This window comes from Mesotoga sp. H07pep.5.4 (assembly GCF_003664935.1).
GTDB lineage: Bacteria > Thermotogota > Thermotogae > Petrotogales > Kosmotogaceae > Mesotoga > Mesotoga prima.
Genome location: NZ_JFHM01000001.1, coordinates 38186 through 61235, shown reverse-complemented (window position 1 = coordinate 61235; position 23050 = coordinate 38186). Strand labels below are relative to the sequence as shown.

Below are 23050 nucleotides of genomic sequence, written 5' to 3'. Positions count from 1 at the left end.
CAAGTTCATGACAGATTGAGACGCTTTCGGAATAAGCATTCTTTGTCATTCCACGGAGCCTGCCCTGAAATGCTCTTGTTCAGGGTCATCCCGAACTTGTTTCTGGATCTGGTTTTGATCTTATCCAAGGACGGCTTTCTCTCAAACACGGCGAGATACGATTTTTGATCTTGATTTTCTAACCTCTATCCTCACACTACTAAACTCTTTGCGCATAACGTTTTCAAAGAACCTCCAAGATCATGCCACCGATGATTGCAATCATCACGCTAGCCAGTGTCCCGATAAGATAGTACTCGGCAAAGTCTTTGTTATCGAAGTTCTTGAATCTTGCCAGAGATTTCGCGGCAATGACAATTGTTATGGAAGCCACGTTTCCCGTGAGGTAAAGTGTTAGAACTAGAAGTCTTTCGAAGATGCCGATCGCTTTTCCCGTTCTCACATTATCTAGAGAGGAGCTGTTTCCAACGATTCTCTCAAGGTAGTCCGGCTGGTTCTTGTATATCAGGTCGAAAAGCTTTCTTATGAATACCGCTCCCGCAAAGAGAACATATAGATAGACAATAAGTACGGAAAGCATTTTACTAACCGGAAGTACGGCTAAATCTAGTCCTGTATGAAAATCTATCCAAACTATAAAGGCAGAAAAGCTTCTGGCTATTGTAAAACTGGAAATCGGAACAAGAAAGACGATCAACATTAGATGAAGAAGTTGGTCAATAATAAACATCGAAAACCTGGTAGCCGGGCCACGTTTACTTTCAATGCTGGACTTGAAGACGTCCAGAAGTATGTGGAACAGTGAAAGGACTACACAATACAGAAGCACATCCATGAGTCCGAAGGGCATCATCAAGACTAAAAGCGTCAAGAAAACAACGATCCAGTGTTTCAGGAAGCCTTTTGCCTGTTGCTCGCTTTTTTCCTTTGCAGTGTTGTCTGTTTGGAACAAGAAATCGGCGAGTACATGAGCCAAGATCGAAAGAGCTAAAGGTATCATGAATCCATTCATATTTGCCTCCATCCAGTTCCAGAAAGATACTTTCTAATCATGGATAAATACCACATTTAATCTTAAAGACTTTATTTATCTTATATAAGGCTATATAACTTTATTTGGTACAAATAAATCTATAATGGTTTATATATTCAATGAAAGAGAGATCAATTTCGCCAGTTCCTTCTCCGCCGCCCTAACCACGTTCCAGCCAGCTTTATCACAATGCTGCTGCACGGCCGGAGCAGTAACTCCCAGAACCCTGGCCGCCTTCTCGTAGGTCCCCTCCCTTTCATATACATGAACGGCCTGCCACTGCTTTTCAGTCCAGCCGCTTTCAATAGTCTCCAGTAGAGAAAGAGACGTGTTCAGTGCAGTGGATAAAAGTTCATCACTGCAAAGAAAGAACGTGTTAGAAACCCTTGATTTCTTTGCCATGTCAAGAGCGTCTCTTGCGCTGAAGAAAACCTCTCCGCTCAAATCCCACGAAGTGCCAGCCTTTTTAAGTTTGTCATCTTCTATTTCGCCGATGCTCATCCCCACCCTAAGGGCTAAAGGCCACATAACGTATCTTAACCTTCGCACCAGCGATACGATGACACTTAGATCAGATACTACGCCTTGAATTTCGTCGCCTCTTGACAGTGCGAACGACTTGACGAGATGCTCTCCTGCGAAGGAAGCAAGAGTCTGCTCAATTCTCTCAAATGGAAGCACCTGCTTTCTGGACTGAATAATGTCGGCGGTAATGACCGCATAAAGGCCCATTTATTTCACACTCCATTTATCGAAGAACGGATCCAAACTGATTGTAGCACAGTAGTCTCCAAGACCTGTACAGGAACGCTTCAATTGGGAAACTGGGTTCTCAGAGAAAAACCTGCTACGTAACGCTCACTCATGACTTTTTCGAGATATGGATCAGCAATCTAGAACCACCTAACATGACGACTGACAGACAGTGTATCTGCTGCCCAAAATTGTGAAAGCGTATGACAATCCGTAAAATTCATGCATAGAACCGCGTTGAACAGTTTACTTGAGGTTTCTAGTCTTCCCACCAATTTCATTTAGTGGACACGTAAAAACCTTCGCTCTTGAACTATTCGCGACAGGTACGCTTTCGATTTCTTGACTTCAATAACCCAAAGATCTTTAGTTTCCGAAGAAACGCCCGACCTTTCAAGAGATGTTGAGTATCCGGCGCAGGCCATAGTATCCCCTTCTGAAAAAGCGGAGAGAGTTAGATCGTCACCCGAACCCCCAGAAGTCATGGATATAGGAGAATTTTCTATAGAGAAGATTTACTGTATAATACGCCATATACTGTCAGGCCATTCTGAATGCCTTCTAATTTGGCCAGAAAGGTGTCTCAAATGAAGAAATCACTCAAGTTCTGGGATCTTGTTGCTTTAGAAGTAGGTATGACTATTGGTGCAGGCATATTTGTCTATATGCCGATAGCTTACAAAAGTGCCGGGATTGGGACCATCGTTGCCTTTATCTTTGCCTTTCTTCCTATGGCGATAATAATGATAAACGTCATGTTGCTTGGATCGACACTTCCCACGACCGGTGGAACCTTCAAGTACGGCGCTTTCCTCTTTTCACCCAAAGTTGCATTCCTTGGTCTCTGGGCCTATCTCTTCGGTGCATTTGTGGGACTTTTTCCGTTGAATGCTCTGGCACTGGCATCCTACATGAAAGGAATTTGGAATGGAATTTCTGTCGTACCTGTCGCTTTGATAATTCTCACATTCTTCTATGTAGTCAATCTGCTCGGGCTGAAAACGGCTTCTATAGTAGAGATAGTATTTGTTGCTCTCCTCTTTGTAGCGATTGCCATTTACACCGTTCCGGGCGTTGCAAAAATCGACCCGAGAAACCTTGAAGGACTCTTTTCAACGGGATTGGGTCCAATGATTTACGCTTCTGCGCTCCTTACATTTACTTTCGCCGGTTCAAATGCCGTAATAGAGCTGGGCGGAGAAGTGGAGAATCCCAGAAAAAATCTCCCGCTTTCAGTTATGTTATCTCTTTCAATTGTTCTGATCTGCTATCTTTTGATGGCAATAGTCTCTTTTGGAGTGGGAGAAGAGGTAATGGCTAACGGCACTCTTAATGATGTAGCTTCGAATTACCTTAGCGGATTTCTTTTCTACGTCTTTGCATTCGGCGGTCCGATACTCGCTATCGCCACAACGATAAACGCTACATACATGTGGGGTACTAGATCTTTGCTTGCGCTGTGCAAACTTCGAGTATTCCCCTCGAAACTCGGACTGGTCAACAAGAGAGGAACACCATGGGTTTTGCTGACAATTATTTGGCTTCTCTCTTCCATTATGCTGATTTCAGTCGGCGAATCCGGCCTAAACCTATTTGCAGCCTTCGCTTCGATTGGAGGAATCGCGGTGATTATTCCCACGATGTTTGCGGTTTTCAAACTGAAGAAAAATGAAACGCTTAGAAAAACGGCTCCTGCAATTGTTAAGAAGAAATGGTTCATCTTCATTCCCATTCTCGGTGTGGTGTTTTCAATACTTATTATGCTTATTCTTCTCTACCAGGTCGGAGTGGACTTTAGCACGTCTTTCTTCCTGTTCTTTATCGTCTGGGAAGTAATCGGAATGATATACTTCATCTTCAGACTGAAATACCTGGACCGTACTGAGAAGAATGTATTCTCCAGAAATGACCTTTCGGTCTTTGATGATTGAGCTGTTGGATTTCGCTACCCCAAACTTGATTCGGGATCCGAGCTTCTGAGGAACCGTGGTTGGGGTTAGCGGGTAAGGGGTCGGAAAGAGCAAAAGAACTGATACTTCGTTGAACGGTTCTCAGTTGATCGATAAGAAGAATCGAGATTCTGAATCAAGTTCAGATGAAGGATTGTGATGTCTTCTTGATTGATAGACGCCGTCATCAAAGAAGTGATTTCTCGAGGTAGAGTAATCTTTTGTAAAAAGCACCGGCAAAGATTTCCACCTTTGCCGGTGTTTTTGCGCGTCTTGCTCTGATAGCCGATTCAGTTTCCGCAGTATCTTAACGTTTCCATTATTCTTTCCAGTACAGGCTCGTACTGAGTCCAGAAGCCTGTCTTCGCAGCAAAACCGACTGAAAGACAGTATCCATCGTTTCCCGGTTCGTAGACGTGAGAGTAGATAGATCTCTCAACATTCCATTGCGCAGCCGTAAGCTCTATCCATATTCCCGGCTCCCCGGCGATTAGCCTTTCGAATTCTTCGACAACTTCCATGTTGAGTCTTGTTTCCTCTTCTTCTTTTTCGAGGAACTCCGGTTTCACTTTAGCGATGACGAAGAAGATGTTCTCTGAGCCGGGTTCAGCATCAAACCATCTGCTTACCGGCTTCGAATTCTCATCGCCCTCCAGTTCGAGTCTGTACCCCTCCGAATCATCGAACCAGGAAGAAGGTACTTCATAGCACAGTCCGTCCGAAGAGACTTCTATCCATTCCGCAACAACGGTCTCTTGAACTACCTCTTGAGCATTCTCAGAGGGCACTTCCTCACTTTCGGACTCATTCATGAGCTCTTCCTTTCCTATCCATGGATCGAATGATACATTGTCGCTAACGGGATTTCCTGTTCCCCGGTTGTTCAGAGAAGGATGATGCGGCCCCGATATATCGCCCCACCAGCAATCGACGGCGACGGCTTCAACCGGGCTATCGTTTCTAATACCATAAACGACGTTTCCCTCGAAGACGCAATCAACAAATTCCAGAGGAACTGTCTGCTGAGATGAGATACCCACTCCTGTCGAGTTTTCCAGGAATGATAAGCCGGAGACTTCCAGATGGCCCGAACTACTGCTTACCAGAAGACCATCACCGGCAATTCGAGAGATCACTGAATTTCTTAAGATTAGAGATCCTGAACCTGTCTTGAAGACACCTGCCTTGTCTCCGTAGCCTGCATACATTATTCTGGCCCATTCGAGTTCTGCGCTGCCCTCTTCCTGTATGTAGATCGACCTCCACCAACCGGGTTCAGGAAGCGAGGCATCACCATCATGATTTGCGTCTCCTCCCGTAGAATCGTCGCGCCAGTCGGTAAGTGTTATCGGTGCCTGTTCAGTTCCTAACATCTTAAGACTTCCCGAAATCCTTAGTCCCCTATTGGCGGCAAACTTTAGGACCGTTCCGGGTCTTATCTCGAGAACTGCCCCTTTTGTGAGAGTCAGTTCTCCAGAGATGTAGAATGAATAATCACTACTCAAGCCGAAAACAACATTACTGTTTATCTCGCCTCCATCTACGTACACATCGGTACCGTTTTCTTCAAATGCGGCGAGAGTGTCATCGAAAGAAACGTTTGTAGCCAATCGAACTGCAGCGCCATTTCTAAGGAACACGTTGTTTGACAGCTCCAGATAGGAGTATCCCGAAAGAAGCTTGAGTGCTTCTCCAGAAACATCATGGATATTGGAGTTGGTCAGTGTGAATGATCCCGAACCGGCTCTGACAATACCATTCTGCGAATAGCCGATATCGACGAAGTCCAATTCAGCCGATCCGGATTCTCTAATATTTATAGAGTTCCACCAGCCCTTGACCGGCAAGGTTGCATCTGCATCTCTATTTGAGTCGCCGCCTGCGGAATCATCACGATAATCAGTGAAGAAGACGGGTTCTTCTCCAGTTCCAAGCGCGATGAGCTCCCCATCGACAGTGATCAGAGAGTTTTGAGCCATCTTAACTACAGTTCCCGGCTTGATCTCAAGTCTCGCTCCCACTGAGATTGAGGTGCTGCCGCTGAGAAGTAAGGAGAGGTGCTTAGGGACTCTCCAGACAACACTACCGCTAATAGTTGCCGCTTCTACATAAATGTCTTTGCTGTTTTCAGAGAAGTAGGTTTCGTCATCTAAAATCAGAGAAGCGTTTGCGACTGTCCTTACACCAGTATCATTGGATACGAAGACTGATTCTTCTACCGAAACCCCGTCCGTCCTGCAGTTCAGCCCGGCTTCGGAGTTTTCAGAGAAAGTCGATCTGCCGATCTTCGCTCCTCCAGCAGCATTATCTGCTCTGAAGCCATCCCCTGCAACTTTTTCAATTATCGTGTCTGTAATCGAAACCGCTCCAGTACTGCTTTTTAGAACCCCGCATCGATCACCGTATCCGGCATATCGAATCATACAGTGTTCGAAACTCGCCGTGCCGTCAGTCATGATTCCTATCGATCTCCACCAGCCAGGAGCGGGGGAAGTTTCTCCACCATCTCTGTTCGCGTCTCCACCAACAAGATCATCCCTCAAGTCGGTGAAGCAGATTGGCAAATCCGCTTCTCCCAATGCCTCGAGGCTTCCGTAAACAAGGATTCTGTTGTTCTGTCTGAACTTGATCACAGTTCCCGGAAGAATGCTTAGCGAGGCACCGGCCGAGATGCTCACATCGCCTGTTATTACCATTGAGTAATCGTTGTTCGATCCCCACGAAACTGTACCGGTTATGGCGCCACCGTCCAATTGAATATCAGTGGAGTTGCCTTCGAACCTGGTCGTTACATCGGCAAATGAAGCGTTTATGCCCAACCTGATTCCAGTCGTGTTGTAAGAATACTCGTTCTGAAAGTGCTCGAAGGACGAATAACCCGAAGATAAGCGTAGACCGTCTCCAGAAGTGTGCGACAGAACTGAATTCGATATTCTTAGAGAGCCTGCACCGCTCTTCAATATCGCAGCCCCGTCGGAACGACCGGCATATGCAATTGTACACCAGTCGAAAACGGCTGATCCTTCGCTGCGTATGTTTATAGATCTCCACCAGCCCGCTTCTGGCAAAGAACCATCACCGGGCAACGCCCCTCCAACCGAGTCGTCACGAGTCTCAGTGAAAAAGATAGGGTTATCCTCGGTTCCGCTCGCGATTAGTTCTCCGTCCACCGCCAGGAATGAGTTCTGAGCAATTTTTATCACGCTGCCGGGCTTAACGGTAAGACTTGCCCCCGATGCAACTGAAACACTGCCGTTCATCAATATGGATATGTAGTCAGGTGCTCCCCACGTCACTCTGCCTGAGATTGTGCCGGGGTCGATCTGTATTGCAATATTGTTCCCATCAAAATTGGTCTGTTCATCAACCTCGACCGAACAGCCCGCCGGGAGTCTTATCCCAATTCCGTTGGAAGCTATGGTCAGCGCCTCAGTTTGGACGCCGTCGGTTTTGTAGTACAGTCCGGCACCGGTATTATAAGATAGTGTCGAATACTTCACTTCCGCACTTCCTGCGGAATTGTCAATCCTCAATCCGTCACCGGTAACGTCGTGAATAGTGCTGTTCAGAATAGAAAAGGCGCCGGTACTGCTCTTTATTACTCCTGCCATGTCACTTACTCCAAGATAACCAATCGTGCAATACTCAAAGTTTGCGGTACCTTCTGTGAGCAGACTTATACTGCGCCACCAGCCGCCTGCTGGAATGGTGGCCTCACCGTCTCTGTTTGCGTCCCCTCCGACAAGATCATTTCGGAAGTCTGTGAAGTATATGGGGGTGCTTTCTTGACCGGCTGCCTCAAGATGACCGTAGACGATGATTCTGTTGTTCTGCCTAAGCTTGATTACAGTTCCGGGCATGACTTTCAGTGAAGCTCCCGCAGCGACAACTACGTCGCCGCCCGTTACCATTGAATACTCGTTGCTTGCACCCCATACCACATTGGAGCTAATCGTCCCGCCGTCAAGATGGACATCGAGATCGTTGTTTTCAAAACGGGAAGTGAAATCAGAGAAAGATGAATTTATTCCTAATCGAATACCAACCGAGTTATACCCAAAATAGTTGTCCGAAGATTCAAATAGAGAGTATCCTGCAGCTACCCTTAGCCCGTCCCCGGAACTTCTTACGATCGCTGAATTGGATATCCTGATAGAACCCGTTCCGCTCTTGAGCAGAGTTGCACCATCCGATCTACCTCCGTAGGCCAGAGTACACCATTCAAGAACGGCCGAGCCTTCATTCTGGATGTTGATTGACCTCCACCATCCCTCTTCAGCGATCGTCTCACTGCCATCTCTGTTAGCATCCCCTCCGACAGTATCATCGCGCAAATCGGTGAAGTAGATCTGCTGATCTTCTTTTCCTCTTGCCTGAAGCTGACCGTAAACCAAAAACCTGTTGTTTTGTCTCATTTTGACAACCGTTCCCGGAGCTATTTCTAGCGATGCTCCTGCGTTTACAGAGACATCTCCGGTTACCGTCATGGAGTAATCACTACTGGCTCCCCATTTTACGATCCCAGTAATCGCTCCGCCGTCAAGATGGATGTCAACCTGGTTCGAAATAAAGGTCGAACTCTGATCAGAGTAAGATGCATTTATTCCGAGCCTAACCCCGTTTGTGTTATACATGAAGGTATTATTGATACTCTCAAACGAGGAGTACCCTGCCGAAATCCGAAGGCCATCTCCCATAACCCTTCTAACAACGGAATTGACGAGTCTCAGAGAACCCGATCCCGCTTTGAGAATGCCGGCCCCCGTTGACGCTCCTGCAAAGGAGACTTCGCACCACTCAAGAAATGCCGAACCTTCTCCCTGAATGTTTATCGATCTCCACCAACCTGGTACCTGAGCAGTACCTGTGAAAACAATCGGGTTTGCCTCGTTGCCAACGGCCCTCAGTGTACCGTTAACGATGAAATCCTGATTCTGAACTATGAGGACTTCCACGCCGGGCTCTATTGTGAGGATCACATTTGGAGAAATCGTTATTGTCGCCCTAACCAGGTACGGGCTACGATCGATTGTCCAGACCGTGTCCTCGGCTATAGTCCCGGAAACCTCTGTGGGAGGTTTGTAATTGTCAGCAGGTGTTTCCATGTTCTCTGAGAAAAGTAATCCAAAAGGGATTAGAAGCATTATCAGCAGCCAAGATCTAACGGACTTTAAAACGTGCACAAAAACCTTCTTCATGCGGCACCTCCGAGATGTCCCTGGCTCTGTTGAGCTTTGACCGATCGGAGAGCGACTGTATTCCTGCCAAAGCCATCGTATAAACAGATTATACATTCGTCTCGAAGCAATACCTTGCAAAAGTGAACAGATAAAACAACGCATGAAAGAAACTACAGAAGAAACTTTTGCTGATAGCAAATGAAGCCAGACCCTCTGACTCAATCTCATTTCCACGCACTTCCCCGCAAACTCGTCTACAGGGAAATCGTAGTTCTAAGGCGAAACAATACTGATTCCGAAGAACCTGTGAATTCGAAAGCATCGCAGTTCTACAGAAAGAATGCTTCTGTAGACATCCTCAATGCGCAGTACTGCCGCAAATTGAGAAGCTGACGTTAATCAAGGAGAGCCGTTGAAATTGTCGTCGTAGCCAACTATTGTGTTTGCGTGATTAGTATCGGGATAAATGTAAGTTGATGTGTTCCAGACGTCTTTCTCTGTAAGGTTCTTGTACTGATTAGCGTCTATTGAAACAGATACCAGATAACCCGCGGCGAGATAGGACTTGATAGTCAGTATGTCCTGATCCGTCCTTACGGTCAAGTAGCTAATCACATTCATACCGTTCCTGTATCTAGGAGCTTCTCTCCATGCAGATTCGGAAGGCCATGAAGTGTGATCGCTCGTATCGTAAGGCATCTTTTCCCAGCTGCTTACTCCAACTCTCGACAACAGCTTCTGAGCATCGAGGTATGATGACCCGCCGTCCTCACCATCATTTATCTGATGATAGATGAAGTCAGGACTGAATATCCTGTTCTGATACGAAGGAGTAGGTTCTCCTCCATCTGTCCAGTCTGCGCCGCTGAGATCCCAGCCTCTATCCCTGGCTTCATAGAAAGTGGAAGTATAATACCCATTTGAAAAGGCTACACACGAGCCCTCGCCGCCCTGATCTCCCACGGGAGGAAAGTACATCGAAACGGAATGGTCTAAAGTCGATGGTAAACTTCCCTGGACTGAGAAGCCGTCCATCAGATGCCAGGTCCTGGCGATTTCATCCCAATCGTCTTCAGAAGGAGGACGCAAACCAGTACCGTGTCCGTCAATAATCTCGTTGTAGTTTCTCCCTTCTTCGAGGACCCCTAGGTCTGCTTTCAGAAGTTCGAGCATTTCCGTTGATAATCCCTGCCTTATGCTTGAAAGGTAGTATGAAGAGCCCTGCGTTGCAAGGACATTATGAATCTGCACGTTCACGAATGAGTTGTTTACGGTGTTCTTTGGTGTCTCGGTCGAAGTGTATATCGCCACAGGAGTTTCAGATTGATAACTGTCGAATACTTCCACGGAAAAGAACTCTATGCTTCCCGTGGTGAAGTCACTGAAGGAATCAAATACCTTCAGGAATAATGTCTCATCTTCAAATGGAAGGAGCTCGGTGATATCCAGCACCATCTTGTTGTCAGGGAAAGGATGCTGCCCTCCTCTATAGCTATAGTCATCGAATCTCTTTTCTCTTATGGGAGAAGAAGGGTTGCCTACCCCAACCGTTATCTCGCAATCATCTCTTATTCCATGTGAAATTTCGAATACTGCAATTGCTCTCGGTTCGTAGTCCTCTCTTGGGTCTATAGTGAAGCAGCGGACCTGGTTTTCCTTCATTGCTTCGTATGTAATGTACAGGAAGCCGTCAGGAACGTTTTCCCAGCCACCTACTCCCCATGAATTAACGACCTTGAAGGCCCCCATCTCCTGCGGCGGAATACTGTATGTAAAACTCCAAAGAGCCTCTTCGGAATACGCTCCCCTATCGTCACGTCCTCTGACTCTGAATGAGTGGCTTCCCTCTGAGTAACCACTCCACGTATAGTTCGTCCCGAGTCCAAAATCGACCCAATCACCGTTGTCTTTCCTGTATTCATACTTTGCTATCGTGCCATCTGAGTCGCTGCCTGTCCATGAAAACGAGTTGCTTGACACGTATATATCGCCTTCAAGACCGCCAGTCTTTGTAATCACCGGGGGCTGATTCGCATAGCTGTAAGTGAATGACCAGATAACTATCTGCGAATACGCGCCTCCATCATCCAGAGCGCGAACCTCGAAGACATGATTTCCTTCTGAGTATCCCCTCCACGTATAACTCAAGTCAGTACCTACACTTATCCAGTCACCGCGGTCCTTTCTGTATTCATACCGTTCTATCGATCCATCGGAATCGCTTCCCGTCCAGGTGAATGTATTGAGGTACCTGGTAGTATCGCCTTCAATTCCACCGGTCTTTGTTACTGTAGGAGCATTATTGTGCGGTACATATTCGAAATTCCAGACAAGAGTTGGAGAATACAATCCTTCGTCGTCTCTAGCCCTAACCTCAAAAGAGTGATTCCCGATAGAGTAATCGCCCCAGACGTATTCGTTTTCCATTCCATTGACGATCCAGGCCCCAGTATCTTTTCTGTATTCGTATTCAACTATTGTTCCATCGGGATCATTGCCCGACCAGGAAAAGGCGTTTGTGGCGTTATCTGTCTCTCCTTCAAGACCACCGGTCTTTGTCACTGCTGGTGGCACATTGGGAGGGTCGTAGTTGAACGACCACACGATTGTCTCCGAATAGGCCCCTTCATTGTCGAGAGCCCTTACTTCAAATGTATGCTCGCCTTCGGAATAACCGTTCCATGTGTATTCATCGGAAAGCTCTGTATCGACTCCTCCGGTCTTTGTTACTACTGGGGGCACGTTGGGAGGGTCGTAATTGAAGATCCAGATAGTAATTTCCGAATAGGCCCCTTCATTGTCGAGCGCCCTCACTTCAAACGTGTGTTCGCTTTCGGTTTCACCGAGAAAGTTTTTACTCGACTCTTCCGTTTCTCCTTCAACTCCTCCGGTCTTTGTCACTGCTGGAGGCACGTTGGGAGGGTCGTAGTTGAACGACCACACGATTGTCTCCGAATAGGCCCCTTCATTGTCGAGAGCCCTTACTTCAAATGTGTGTTCGCCTTCAGAGTATTCGCTCCAGGTATACACGGTTTCGTTTCCGTTGCTCTCCCAGTCAGCGGAGTCCTTTCTATACTCATATCTGATAATTGAACCGTCGGTGTCACTTCCCGACCATAGGAATGTACAGCTGCTTGTTGTCACTTTGCCGTTAGCTCCATCGAGCTTTACAACTTCTGGCGATTTGTTCATGGCCGGGCATCCGAGCAGCAGGAAAATCAAGGACAAAGACAGAACGAATAGGATATATTTCTTCAAGTTGCTCTCCCCCTATTAAATGCTCCAAACAGAGCTGGCTAAATAACAAGTCTGCACATTCAAGAAACAGGTGAGGTCAATCCAATCGTTAACTACATACATGACAGATGGATTTCAAAAGAACCGTCAGAACGACTTCATATGAGTAGTTTATCATCTGAAGCATTCAAAGGGTCTTCTCGAAATGTCATTTCCGCTACCGGTAGTTATCTGCCGGCGTTCTTGACGAAGGAATTATCGAGTAGTTCCCTGAAAGCAAGTTCAAGCTCCTCATTTTTGTTTATAACTATGAGGCCTTCCCATGCTATGGGCTCTTTCAAAGGTTTTCCCGAAAACAGAAGAAATCTCATTCCCTTCTGCCGGCTTTGGCCCAGAACAGCTCACCCTCACCGAAGAAAAACCGCGTTTTCGTTGGCTTCAGATTGGCCAGGATCAAAACTCCCACTACCTTGAAGAATGTATATGAAAAGAGTGGTGCGACTCTCAGACTCGTATAACCATTCCTTCCCTGCATCGACCCACACGTCAAGATATGTGGCTTTCACGTACCTGCCTTCAAAAGCTCCTGCCGATTCCTTTTAAGACCCGCCTATTACTCGTATTCTTACGCATTCTTCAGTTACAATCGAACGTTTTCACTTCTTATATCACCGTATCTCGGGTCAGTCATCTTATCCTTTGCCGGAAGATTCAACCACAACTGAACCCCAAGCATCCTCTCAGCTGACTCAGGCATCTCCTGATGGATAATTCCCGAACCCGCGGTCATCCACTGACAGTCAACATCTAGTATCTCTCCTTTGTTACCATGGCTGTCACCGTGTTCGATAATCTCGCTAATAAGTTAAGTTACGGTCTCGATACCCCCTGTGAAGATGCCAAGGGAAGCCCTTGACATAATCCTCCGGATCAGTGGAATCAAAGGCGTCAAGCAATAGAAAGGGGTCGAAATCCTCAACGTCTCTATGACCCAAAACCCTAACGAGTTTTACTCCGGCCCTATCAACAGAGGCACACCTCTGTCAAGATCTTGCTGATTTTCCGTACTCTGCTCACTGTCATTTTCCTCTTAGCTCCGCGACGGATTTTCATACATCAATACTCAGAAGCCTATCGCAAAAATGGTATCTGAAGATCCCCAGTCTTGAATGACTCCCATCTGAACCCCATGATCTATTATCCTAGATAAGCCTGCAAGAATATCCTTGTTTATCAGATCAAAGACAATAGGAAGACCGGACCTTATCTGGTCCGGCTTTAAGGGATGGGGTGAGAAAGGTAATGAAGGTTTCCTCTGTCAGTTCTGCTGCGCCTGGTAATTAGTTGTCGCTAATTGTACTTCTATGTTTCATACTCGCCTTAGAGTTCTTCAGTTCATCTTCAAACAGATTATAAGAAAGGATTTTGGGAGTATTGTCGCAGAAGTATGGGAAAAGATGAGAGATAACCTGAAGTTGTTTTGTTTTCTCGGCAAACCTTATTGAAATAGCATAGATTGCACAGAAAGGAAAGATTAGAAATTCGCATATCACCGCGTAGATAGTGATTAGATCCCCTTAATGCATCATAAATAAATCTACTCAAAGAGATCCCTTTGCATTCGTTAATTGTTTTTTCCGGCACGGTTGAGTAAGATTTTAATATGAAGAATCCAGCGCTCAAAGTTGCGTTACTATACGTTGTATTTGGTGTTATATGGATCTTGTTTTCTGATATGATCGTCGATTTGATGTTTGTCGAAAAAGATCTTGTTGCTCATGCTCAAACCTACAAGGGCTGGGCCTTTGTTATCTTCAGTGGGATTCTCTTCTACTTTCTCATTTACCGTGAGTTCAGCGAGAAAAACAAGACTCAACTCGAACTCGTTAAGCAGAAAGACCTTTCCGACGCAGTCCTCGACACGGTGGGCGTTTTTGTTGCAGTATTAGATAGCGAAGGGGTCATTGTCTTCACAAATGAGACTTTTGAGGAGATTCTTTCACTCAAATCGGAGGATATAATTGGAAAGAACTGCTCCGAAGTCTTCGCATCCCCTGATCTTGCAAACTGGATCGAGAACACCGCAAGCAAGACACTGGATAGAGAGATAGAGAACTTCTATGAGGCCGATTTAGAAACCTCGTCGACTACTCTACACATCCGATGGGCATTGAGCAATCTTACAAGCTGGAGAGGGGAACATGATTACTTCGTTTTGACAGGTGTAGATATAACTCAACTGGTAGAATCAGAAAGAAGCGCAACGCATAGATTGGCAAATATTCGCGCACTGCACGAAATAGATATGGCCGTCAGCTATCACCTCGAACTTGAAAAGATGCTGGATGTCTTTCTCGAAAGATTGATCTCGAGGCTTGGCGTAGATGGCGCCGATGTCTTCTTAATTGACGAAGAAAGAAGTGTTCTGAGATTCGCTCATGGAAAGGGAATAGTCACTGGAGAAATGGACTTCAGAGAGCTTCCAATGGAAGGAACTATACCTAGTTCGGTTGCTTCGTCGGGAAAGCCTTACTCCGGTCCGTTGGACACCTCTAGCAATCCCGAATGCCCGAGGCTCAAGAACCTGATAGATATGAAAGTGAAGGACTATCATGCCGTACCCCTTGAAACGAGAGGAAAAATTCTGGGAGTCCTTGAAACATTCGACATGATGCAAATTCACAGAGACAGTGAATGGAATGATTTTCTGCAGATGCTTGCGGCACAAGCTTCACTAGCGATAGATGTTGCTCTGATGATAGATAATTTGAAAGACAGCAACAGGAAGATCGCAGAAGCTTACGATCAGACTTTGGAAGTTCTTGTAGGAACACTGGAAATGAGAGACATGAACACCAAGAAACACTCAAGGAGAGTAGCCGATCTTACAGTTTGGCTTGCCGAGAAAATGGGGGCATCGGAAGAAGAAATAGAAAACATGTACAGAGGCGCCCTGCTGCACGACATTGGGAAGATTTCTATTCCGGACAGCGTGTTACTGAAGGAAGGACCTCTATCTGAAGACGAATGGAAGGTAATGAAAACTCATCCGACAACGGCGTATGAAGTGTTGTCCCAAGTCGAGTACCTTAGACCTTCGCTGGATATTCCTTACTGTCACCACGAGCGTTGGGACGGAAGCGGATATCCCCGCGGACTTAAAGGAGAAGAGATTCCTCTGGCTGCAAGGATATTTGCCGTTGTAGACGTTTATGACGCTCTGACTTCAGATAGGCCGTATAGAAAAGCCTGGAGCAAAGAGAAAACCGTAGAGTACCTTCTAGAGAACTCCGGAAAGCTATTCGATCCAGCCGTGATAGAAAAGTTTCTTGAGATATTGAGAGTCAGTTCACCATCATAAGTCGACGCAAAAAGCAATTATTCATCATTTCTCGCATGAGCCTCCGCAATTACATCTGAGAACTGCTTGCGCAATAGTATCCCATTCAAGCGTTATAGTTATTTCCGGGACCTCATAGGTCGTTCCATCAACGAGCCATTCTTCAAAATGATATCCGGAATCAGGCGTCGCGCTTAGATCAACTGAGGATCCTTTATCGTAAACGTAGGTTCCTTCGGGAGGACTGACGGTCCCTCTTCCATATTTGTAGATCTCAAGAGTTACTTTCTCTGCTTTTTGCACAAACTCTGCCGAGACTGATTTGTCACGGTCCATGATAATCGAAGTAGTTTCGCTATCTGAATAAAAAGTACCGTCAAGGTACCAGGCCTCGAACTCCCATCCGTCTGCGGGAGTAGCCGAAAGGGGCACGGAGGTTCCCTCTATGTATGTGTGATCTCCGACCGGAGGACTGACCGAACCCTGACCGATTGGCTCAACCATTGTCAGGGTGAAAACTGTTGGCGGTTCTTCAACAAAAAACGCCTTAGCTGTCTTGCTGGCATTCATGGTGATCGTTATCTGCGAATTGTATGAGAAGAGAGCTCCATCTATCTGCCAGAAATCAAAGTCCCAGCCGTTGGAAGGTGTAGCCACAAGGGTAACAACTGAACCCTCTTTATATATACTTATACCGACCGCAGGTTCGACATTTCCGCTTCCGGAGGGCTCAAGCATTGTAAGCGTGTGTGTCTTACGGACAAAGACTGCCTTAACATTTCTATCGGTGTTCATTGTGAGTTCGGCTTCATGTTCAGAGGAATAGACTGCATCTTCAACAAGCCAGTGTTCAAAGAGCCACCCTTCTGCCGGTGTCGCTTGAAGTGTTAAAGACTTTCCTGCATCATACTTGTGATCTCCGACAGTCGGAGCAACCGCTCCCTGACCAATTGGTTCGTGCATAGACAGAGTGACCGAAGCCACAGGCTCCTCGTTAAAGAACGCCTCTACTATCTTATCTGCGTCCATAGACAATTCCGTCTCTTCTTCACTCGAATAGAAAACGCCGTCAACCTGCCATCGGTCGAATTCCCAGCCTTCTGTCGGAGTAGCTGAAAGACCGACCAGGGTAGAATAATCAAACTGATACTCTCCCGGTACCGGTGAAATACTTCCCTCTCCTTCTTCATCTTCCATAGTTAAGGTAACCGGTTGTCTCGAGAAAAAAGCTTTGATTGTCTTTTCGGAATCCATTTCCAGTTTCGTCTCTTTCTCATTTGAATAGAATTCCTCATCTACTTCCCATCGGTCGAAGTCCCACCCATCATCGGGCATGGCCTGAATATCTACAGACGTGTTGATCAAGTATTTATGATTCCCGGGAAGGGGCTGAACCTCGCCTCCCTCATCTGGCTCGAGCATAGTTAGAGTTACGGTCTTGAAGATACACTCAGTAGATAGGAAGATAAAAGAAATTGCTGCAACGAAGATCATAAGTTTCCGAAACCTGAGTTTTCTATTCCTGTAGGTTCTCAAAGAAAAACCTCCGAAATACATATTTATGTTGCTCGGTTCATGGTCTTCTCTCAAACGTATTATATTCCCGAGCATTTGTGAAAAAATCATTATCAACAGTCATTCAGTCATTGGTTGCCCTTATCCATTAGTGGTTGCAATCCAATCTGTTCATAAATGCTCACGGGAAAGAGAAGAACGTCAGCGTCCACGCATGCTTTTGTAGAAGTCTTATAATGAAGGCAATCACAAGATATTTTAAGTTGAGAAGAAAGATAGGAGTTGATGCTCAGTTCTTTGTGGAATCTACCTCGGAAGAGAGAACCGATGTGCGTTTAGTTAGACTTTCATCCATTTTTTTTGATGAAGCAAGCCTCTTACAAAACTCTCTAATAGATCACTGCAGATATCTGATACTATGGAGGCTCGAACGAAGAATTATTGGCAATCAAGATTGTAGTAGGTGCGTTTGCTCGAACTCAGAACGGATTGGAAAACTGAGACCTCCAAAAGACTCGGGACGATCAATTTGTTGCGCCGGAGCGATTATCAAATCCACCAAGAGAAAGGATCGTCAGTCTATCCAGCTATTATTTCAGGTTAATGATTGATTCTGATAGGGGTAATAGCTCGGGAAAATTCTGTTATAGCCTGAATATGGTGGATGTTGCCAGTGGTTGGAGTATCGTTGCACCGATAAGGAACAAGGCTCAAAGATGGACTCTCGAAGCTATAATTGCATTGAGAGAGTTACTTCCTTTTCCTCTTTTGGGAATTCATTCCGACAATGGCTCGGAGTTCATTAACGCTCATTTGTATAAGTATTGTTTGGATGAAAGATTGGTCTTTACCAGAAGCCGGAGTTACAACAAGAACGACAATCCTCATGTGGAACAAAAGAACTGGTCTTTGGTCAGAAGGGCCGTTGGCTATTACAGATATGACACTTTGGAGGAACTGAGTATCTTGAATGAGCTATATGAAAGCTTGAATCTCTACAACAACCATTTCCAGCCTACTCAAAAGATGATTGAAAAGACCAGAGATGGTACAAGGATAGTGAAGAAATACGACAAGTTCGCTACTCCTTATGAAAGAGTGCTTAACTCTCCCTGGATTGACTGTACAAAAAAAGATGAGCTTCGTAAGGTTCACGAAGCCCTAGATTTATACAAACTCAAGAGTAATATAGCACATTCTCAAGAATCACTGGTTGACATACAGATAATGAAGTCCAAATCTAACTCAAAGGGAGGTGTTCTTAATCTCCTTCATCTCGACTTCGAGTAGATTTTATTTTGATGCATTAACTCTCTCTTGAGTAGATTTAATTATGATGCATTGCCTCATTGCTGTAATCCATGCCCAAGTGCTGAAGAGATCCTTGACACAACCTTCTTGAGGAGATCGGAGTATTTCTTCATAACTTCCTCTTCCATCCGGAAGATAGGACCGGATATGCTTATCGACGCTACAACTACGCCCGATGAATCAAATATTGGAGCTCCGACACATGCAATACCGTCTTCATTCTCCCCCTTATCGAAGGCCGTCCCTCTTGATCTTATCCTTTCCAGTTCTTCCCTGAGCTTGGCTTTGTCTGTTATTGTCTTCGAAGTCTGGGGAATAAGGTCAAGAGTGTCAATAAGTCCTTCGCGATCAGCCTCGGGAAGAAAGGCAAGTATCGCCTTTCCCACGGCGGTACAGTAGAGAGGCGCACGTTTTCCTATGTATAACTTGGTGTGGAGCGACTTAAAGCTTTCGAAGCCTTCAATCGAGACAACCTCCGTTCCGTCGAGTATGCCCATGTGTATCGTTTCTCCAGTCTGAAGGTGGAGTTTCTCCATTTCGGCAAAGGCCACATCCTTCAGTTTCATTGAAGAGAGATAAAGACTTCCTAGCTCAAAAAGCTTGATCCCTATTCTATATGTGGGTGTCTGGCTATCCTTTTTAAGAACATGTTCTTTGCAGAGGGCCTCCGCGATTCGATACACGGTTGCCTTGGGCAAACCGCTCTTTTTAGTCAGATCATCAAGACTCAGTCTCGATTCTTCAAGACTGAATGAACTGAGAATTTTGACGATCCTTTCAACACTCTGCATATAAACCCCTCGACTATGATCTGACCTTAATGCGCATACCCAAGCAATCTTGGAAGCCACAAAACGAAATCGGACCAGTAAGTAATTATTACAAGTCCCATAACTTCTATCGGTATCCAATATTTTAGCATCTCTTTGAAGACCTTTCCGACGGGAGTTTTGCTGATAGCACTAGTTATGAAACCGGTTTGTCCGTAAGGAGGCGTATCCAGCGCAAGCATAAGGTTGAAAGTGGTTACGATTCCGAAATGAACGGGGTCTATCCCTGCAGCCCTCACAAGTGGAAAGACGATCGGTATAATTACCAGCTGTATGACCGATACGTCGAAGAACATTCCAAGGATGAAGAAGAGAACATTAACACTCAAAAGAAGCACCCAGGCACTTGACAGAAGGCCCATATCCACGAATGCATTAGTGAGCAACAGCGGTATCTCTTCTCTTGCTAGGACATATTTCACAACAAAGGCGCCGGCAATCATGAAGCTTATTGCGCCAACGTTGTACACTGTCTTTAGCATTATCTTTCGTAGCTTCTTCAATCCAAGCGTGCGATAAATGAAGATGCTAACGAGAATTGAATATGCAGCCAGTACCGCCGCCGATTCAGTCGGTGTGAATATGCCGCCATATATTCCAGCAAGCAAAATGACTGGGGCGAGCAAAGCCGGGAACGACCTAACGAAACTCCTGGCAATTACCTTGAGTGGGTATCTCTGCCCTTTGGGATAGTTCCTTTTCTTTGAGAGGTACAAAGCCATACCGGCCTCGATAAAACCCAGAAAGAGCCCCGGAACAATTCCCGCCAGAAATAGGTATCCGAGCGAAGTCCCTGTCAGCATAGCATAGATAACCATGGGGATACTGGGAGGGATCAGCGGCGAAATCGTTGCCGAAGCGCACGTTACCGCGCAGGAGAATGGACCGTCATAACCATCGTCCATCATCGCTTTTATCTCTATTGTTCCGAGACCTGAAACATCAGCTATTTCCGATCCGCTCATTCCCGCAAAGATAATGCTGGCGCCAATGTTTGCGTACGCAAGTCCACCCCTTACACCTCCCAAGAGTTGCTTCAAAAAGCCAAAAAGCCTGTCAGTAATCTCAGTATCATTCATAACGTTCGCGGCAAATATGAACATGGGAACCGCAAGGAGAACGTCCTGGGCCCTCAGTTCGATTGCCATTATGTCTAGGAAGATTCCCAGATCCATTCCGGAAGTAATGAAGTAGGCAAAGCCCCCCATGATCATCCCAAAGGCTATCGGATACCCCAGAGCGAAGGTTGCACCAAATATAATAAAAAAGAGTATCAATCCCATGGTTCAACCTCCTTAGCAAATGTCTTCCCGGAAATGAGTTCCAGGAAGCTCTTCACTATCCAGATCACGTTGTGAATGAACGTCAATACCATGAAAATCGGAAAGCACATGAAGAGATATGTCCAGGGTATTCTGAGAACCTCTGATTTTATTATTTTGTAAAAGATCACATCGCCAAGCACTGGCCCCAGAGAGACCAGAAGGACTATGCAGAAGAAAAGGTCGAACACTATCTGGAGTATCAGCTGCACCTTCCTGGAAAACCTAAGGAAGAGAATATCGAACTTTATATGAGCATCGAACTTTCTTGCGTAAGGGGCGCCCAGGAATATCGTCCAGATGAAACTATATTGCGCTATCTCGAATAGCTCCGGGGAGGGACTGCTGAATACATACCTCAAAATCACCTGGAAGAAAATGCTGAGGAACAGAAGCCCGAGAAAAATAGTCCCGCCCCAAGATTCAATTAGATTCAGCAGAATTTGTAATGTCTTCAAAAGCGACAAGAATATCTTTTTCATGACAACCCCCAAAACGATACCCCGGACCGGTTGTCTTCCCGGTCCAGGGTAACTAGCTCATCTTTCTAGTTCAGAGGATACGACTGGATCGTCTCATACATTCCTTCGCCCCAGGCTTTGTCAAACTTCTCATCTGAGTAGAAATCCCTCGCCAGATTCATAAAGGCTTCTTTGTCGGGCACGATTATCTCCATGTTGTATTCATCTACAAACTGCTTCAGAAGCTTTGATTCCTGCTCCAGAACAAGATAGTTCATGTAGTAGCGGGCAACTTCAAGCGCTTTAATAATGTAAGTCTTGTACTCGAAAGGCAGAGACTGCCAGAACTTCTCGTTAATCACAGGGTTGATCATTCCTATAGAATGATCTGTTAGGATTATGTACTTCGTTACCTCAACAAACATTGCCGAGAGATCGGTGGGAAGCGGATTGTCTTGACCGTCGATAGTACCTAACTTGAGTGCTAGATATACTTCTCCGAAGCCCATTGGAGTAGGATTGCTTCCGATTGCGCGTCCCATGTCCATGAAGGCCTCGTTATTTGGCATTCTGATCTTCATGCCTTTGAGATCTTCCGGCTTGTAAACGGGACCAGCCTTTTCGGTTGTGTTGAGCTGCCTCATACCGAGATACCATGTATCCAGAACCCTCATTCCGGTGTTCGAGGCCAGTTCATCGAACCATCCCTTTACCATCGGGCTGTTCATGACGGAATACATGTGGTCAAGGCTCTTGAAAATGTAGGCTGCATTGAGCACTCCCATCTTAGGCATATTCCCAAGATCGGCGAACCACGATGGCGCTCCATCACCGGCCATCTCGAGGTCTCCCCTCATTACTGCCAGCAAAGATGTCTGCTGATCTCCGAGCTGACCTGAATGGAAGACCTTGACAACTATTTTGCCTCCACTTAGATTCTCGACAACTTCGGCAAACTTATTCATTGCAAGGACCTGCGGTTGAGTCGGTGCAGCCACCGTATTGAAGCGAATTGTATAGGTCTCCTCAACGGCAAAGCAAACGAACACTGTGAGCAGAAGGAAAACTAAGATAAATGCCTTTTTCATCGCCAAACCCCCTTTCGGTTTTTTGTTCCTGAAAGTCAGGAGATTTTTCCAAACTTTCTGAGTGTATCTTTCAATACTGCCACTTCGTCTTCTTCGATTTCCATTAATGGTGGCCTTACACGTGCGACATCAAGTCCGGAGTGTAATGCAAAGGCCTTCTTCACCGCCGGCAATGGATTTACTAAACGCCTGTTCCTTCCAAAGAATGCGCTGAACAGCGAATACAACTCTTTGAAACTGCCAGTTGCTTTCGTGGCGTCGCCTGAAAGGAATTCCTCGATCAGATTTCTCATCATATCGCCGATAACGTGGGATCCTCCGCTTATCACACCAATTCCTCCCTGGCTCATGACAGAGAGAACCATCAGATCATCGCCGGAATAGACAACTATCTTTCCCTCGGTTGCTTTCAAGAAGGCAGAGGTTTGCAGAGGATTTATTCCCGCTTCATCCTTGACCGCCACGATATTCTCAAATTCGGTGAGTTTTGCAAGGGTAGAAGGATCAATGTTAGAAGCAGTGAAAAGCGGGATATTATAGACCATTATGGGAAGATCCGTGTTCTTGCATATCTGAGAGAAGTGATAATAAATTCCTTCCTGTGTAGGGTGACAGTAATAAGGCACAACAACCATAGCTGCATCATAACCGAGTCTCGCCGCTTCTTTTGTCAACTCAATTGTTTCGTGAGTGTTAGCAGTGCCCGTACCGGCTATAAGCGGCACCCTTTCTCCGACCTCTTGTTTGACCTCTGCGAAGAGTCTAACTTTCTCTTCAAAACTCATCGAATAGAATTCCCCATTTGTTCCGGCTATCACCAGAGAATCGCAATAGTTCTTACTGATCAAGTAACTGGCAATTCTTCTTGTCATTGGATAGTCAATGGAATAGTCAGCTGCAAATGCTGTGCTCATTGGTATGAGGATCCTTCCAAACTTGCCAACAACGTCCATAAATACGCCTCCTAATATTTCATTTAATGAAACGTGATTTCTTTCAATGAAATTTTATTCCCTTGTGGGTCATTTTTC

General features: G+C 45.8%; 14 protein-coding genes and 1 pseudogene. 3 read left to right on the top strand and 12 right to left on the bottom strand.

The features are described 5' to 3' along the window. Positions 1-223: 223 nt before the first annotated feature. Together Y696_RS00255 and Y696_RS00250 are read right to left on the bottom strand one after the other, a co-directional pair. Positions 224-1012 (bottom strand): DUF3307 domain-containing protein, encoded by a 789-nt coding sequence (locus Y696_RS00255; protein WP_006490054.1) that lies wholly within the window; start codon positions 1010-1012, stop codon positions 224-226. A 129-nt stretch (positions 1013-1141) separates the two neighbouring features. Then, positions 1142-1765, bottom strand: coding sequence for a SatD family protein (locus tag Y696_RS00250; RefSeq protein WP_121509507.1), 624 nt, complete (start codon positions 1763-1765; stop codon positions 1142-1144). A gap of 608 nt (positions 1766-2373) precedes the next feature. Between Y696_RS00250 and Y696_RS00245 the strand changes: the two genes are divergently transcribed. Next, positions 2374-3717 carry an APC family permease gene (locus tag Y696_RS00245; protein WP_236609158.1) on the top strand — a complete coding sequence of 448 codons (1344 nt, stop codon included), beginning with the start codon at positions 2374-2376 and terminating at the stop codon, positions 3715-3717. Positions 3718-4025: 308 nt separating this feature from the next. Here the strand turns inward: Y696_RS00245 and Y696_RS00240 are convergent, their stop codons facing one another. From Y696_RS00240 to Y696_RS14430, 4 genes are all read right to left on the bottom strand, one after another. Then, the gene (locus Y696_RS00240; protein WP_121509506.1) at positions 4026-8933 is read right to left on the bottom strand and encodes a right-handed parallel beta-helix repeat-containing protein; all 4908 of its coding nucleotides are present in this window, start codon (positions 8931-8933) and stop codon (positions 4026-4028) included. 381 nt (positions 8934-9314) lie between these two features. Next, entirely contained in the window at positions 9315-12173 is a 2859-nt protein-coding gene (locus tag Y696_RS00235) for a Two component regulator three Y domain protein (RefSeq protein WP_121509505.1), read from the bottom strand. Positions 12174-12379: 206 nt separating this feature from the next. Further along, on the bottom strand, positions 12380-12523 hold the full coding sequence (locus tag Y696_RS14150) for a pirin-like C-terminal cupin domain-containing protein (RefSeq protein WP_201764207.1): 144 nt from the start codon (positions 12521-12523) through the stop codon (positions 12380-12382). A gap of 269 nt (positions 12524-12792) precedes the next feature. Beyond that, positions 12793-12966: a pirin family protein gene (locus Y696_RS14430; protein ID WP_349770881.1), complete on the bottom strand. Its 174-nt coding sequence runs from the start codon at positions 12964-12966 to the stop codon at positions 12793-12795. Between the two features lie 849 nt (positions 12967-13815). On the opposite strand from Y696_RS14430, the gene Y696_RS00220 reads away from it, so the two are divergent. Then, positions 13816-15513 carry an HD domain-containing phosphohydrolase gene (locus Y696_RS00220; protein ID WP_014731726.1) on the top strand — a complete coding sequence of 566 codons (1698 nt, stop codon included), beginning with the start codon at positions 13816-13818 and terminating at the stop codon, positions 15511-15513. Positions 15514-15537: 24 nt separating this feature from the next. On the opposite strand, the gene Y696_RS00215 is transcribed toward Y696_RS00220, so the two are convergent. Then, complete coding sequence (locus tag Y696_RS00215) at positions 15538-17028, bottom strand: InlB B-repeat-containing protein (RefSeq protein WP_014731727.1); 1491 nt, start codon at positions 17026-17028, stop codon at positions 15538-15540. A 600-nt stretch (positions 17029-17628) separates the two neighbouring features. Between Y696_RS00215 and Y696_RS00205 the strand changes: the two are divergent. Next, positions 17629-18297 (top strand): annotated as a pseudogene (locus Y696_RS00205) (ISNCY family transposase); the annotation flags it as partial. Between the two features lie 56 nt (positions 18298-18353). Here the strand turns inward: Y696_RS00205 and Y696_RS00200 are convergent. The 5 genes from Y696_RS00200 to dapA all read right to left on the bottom strand — a co-directional run bounded on the left by Y696_RS00200 (position 18354) and on the right by dapA (position 22972). Beyond that, positions 18354-19109 carry an IclR family transcriptional regulator gene (locus Y696_RS00200; RefSeq protein WP_014731728.1) on the bottom strand — a complete coding sequence of 252 codons (756 nt, stop codon included), beginning with the start codon at positions 19107-19109 and terminating at the stop codon, positions 18354-18356. A gap of 26 nt (positions 19110-19135) precedes the next feature. After that, positions 19136-20431, bottom strand: a complete 1296-nt coding sequence (locus Y696_RS00195; RefSeq protein ID WP_014731729.1) for a TRAP transporter large permease — start codon at positions 20429-20431, stop codon at positions 19136-19138. Further along, entirely contained in the window at positions 20422-20952 is a 531-nt protein-coding gene (locus tag Y696_RS00190) for a TRAP transporter small permease (protein ID WP_014731730.1), read from the bottom strand. Before Y696_RS00190 ends, Y696_RS00195 begins: the two co-directional genes overlap by 10 nt. Positions 20953-21017: 65 nt before the next feature. After that, the gene (locus Y696_RS00185; protein WP_014731731.1) at positions 21018-22019 is read right to left on the bottom strand and encodes a DctP family TRAP transporter solute-binding subunit; all 1002 of its coding nucleotides are present in this window, start codon (positions 22017-22019) and stop codon (positions 21018-21020) included. 35 nt (positions 22020-22054) lie between these two features. Next, a complete protein-coding gene (gene dapA / locus Y696_RS00180) occupies positions 22055-22972 on the bottom strand; it encodes a 4-hydroxy-tetrahydrodipicolinate synthase (protein WP_006490028.1) in 918 nt (305 codons plus the stop codon). Positions 22973-23050: the final 78 nt, after the last annotated feature.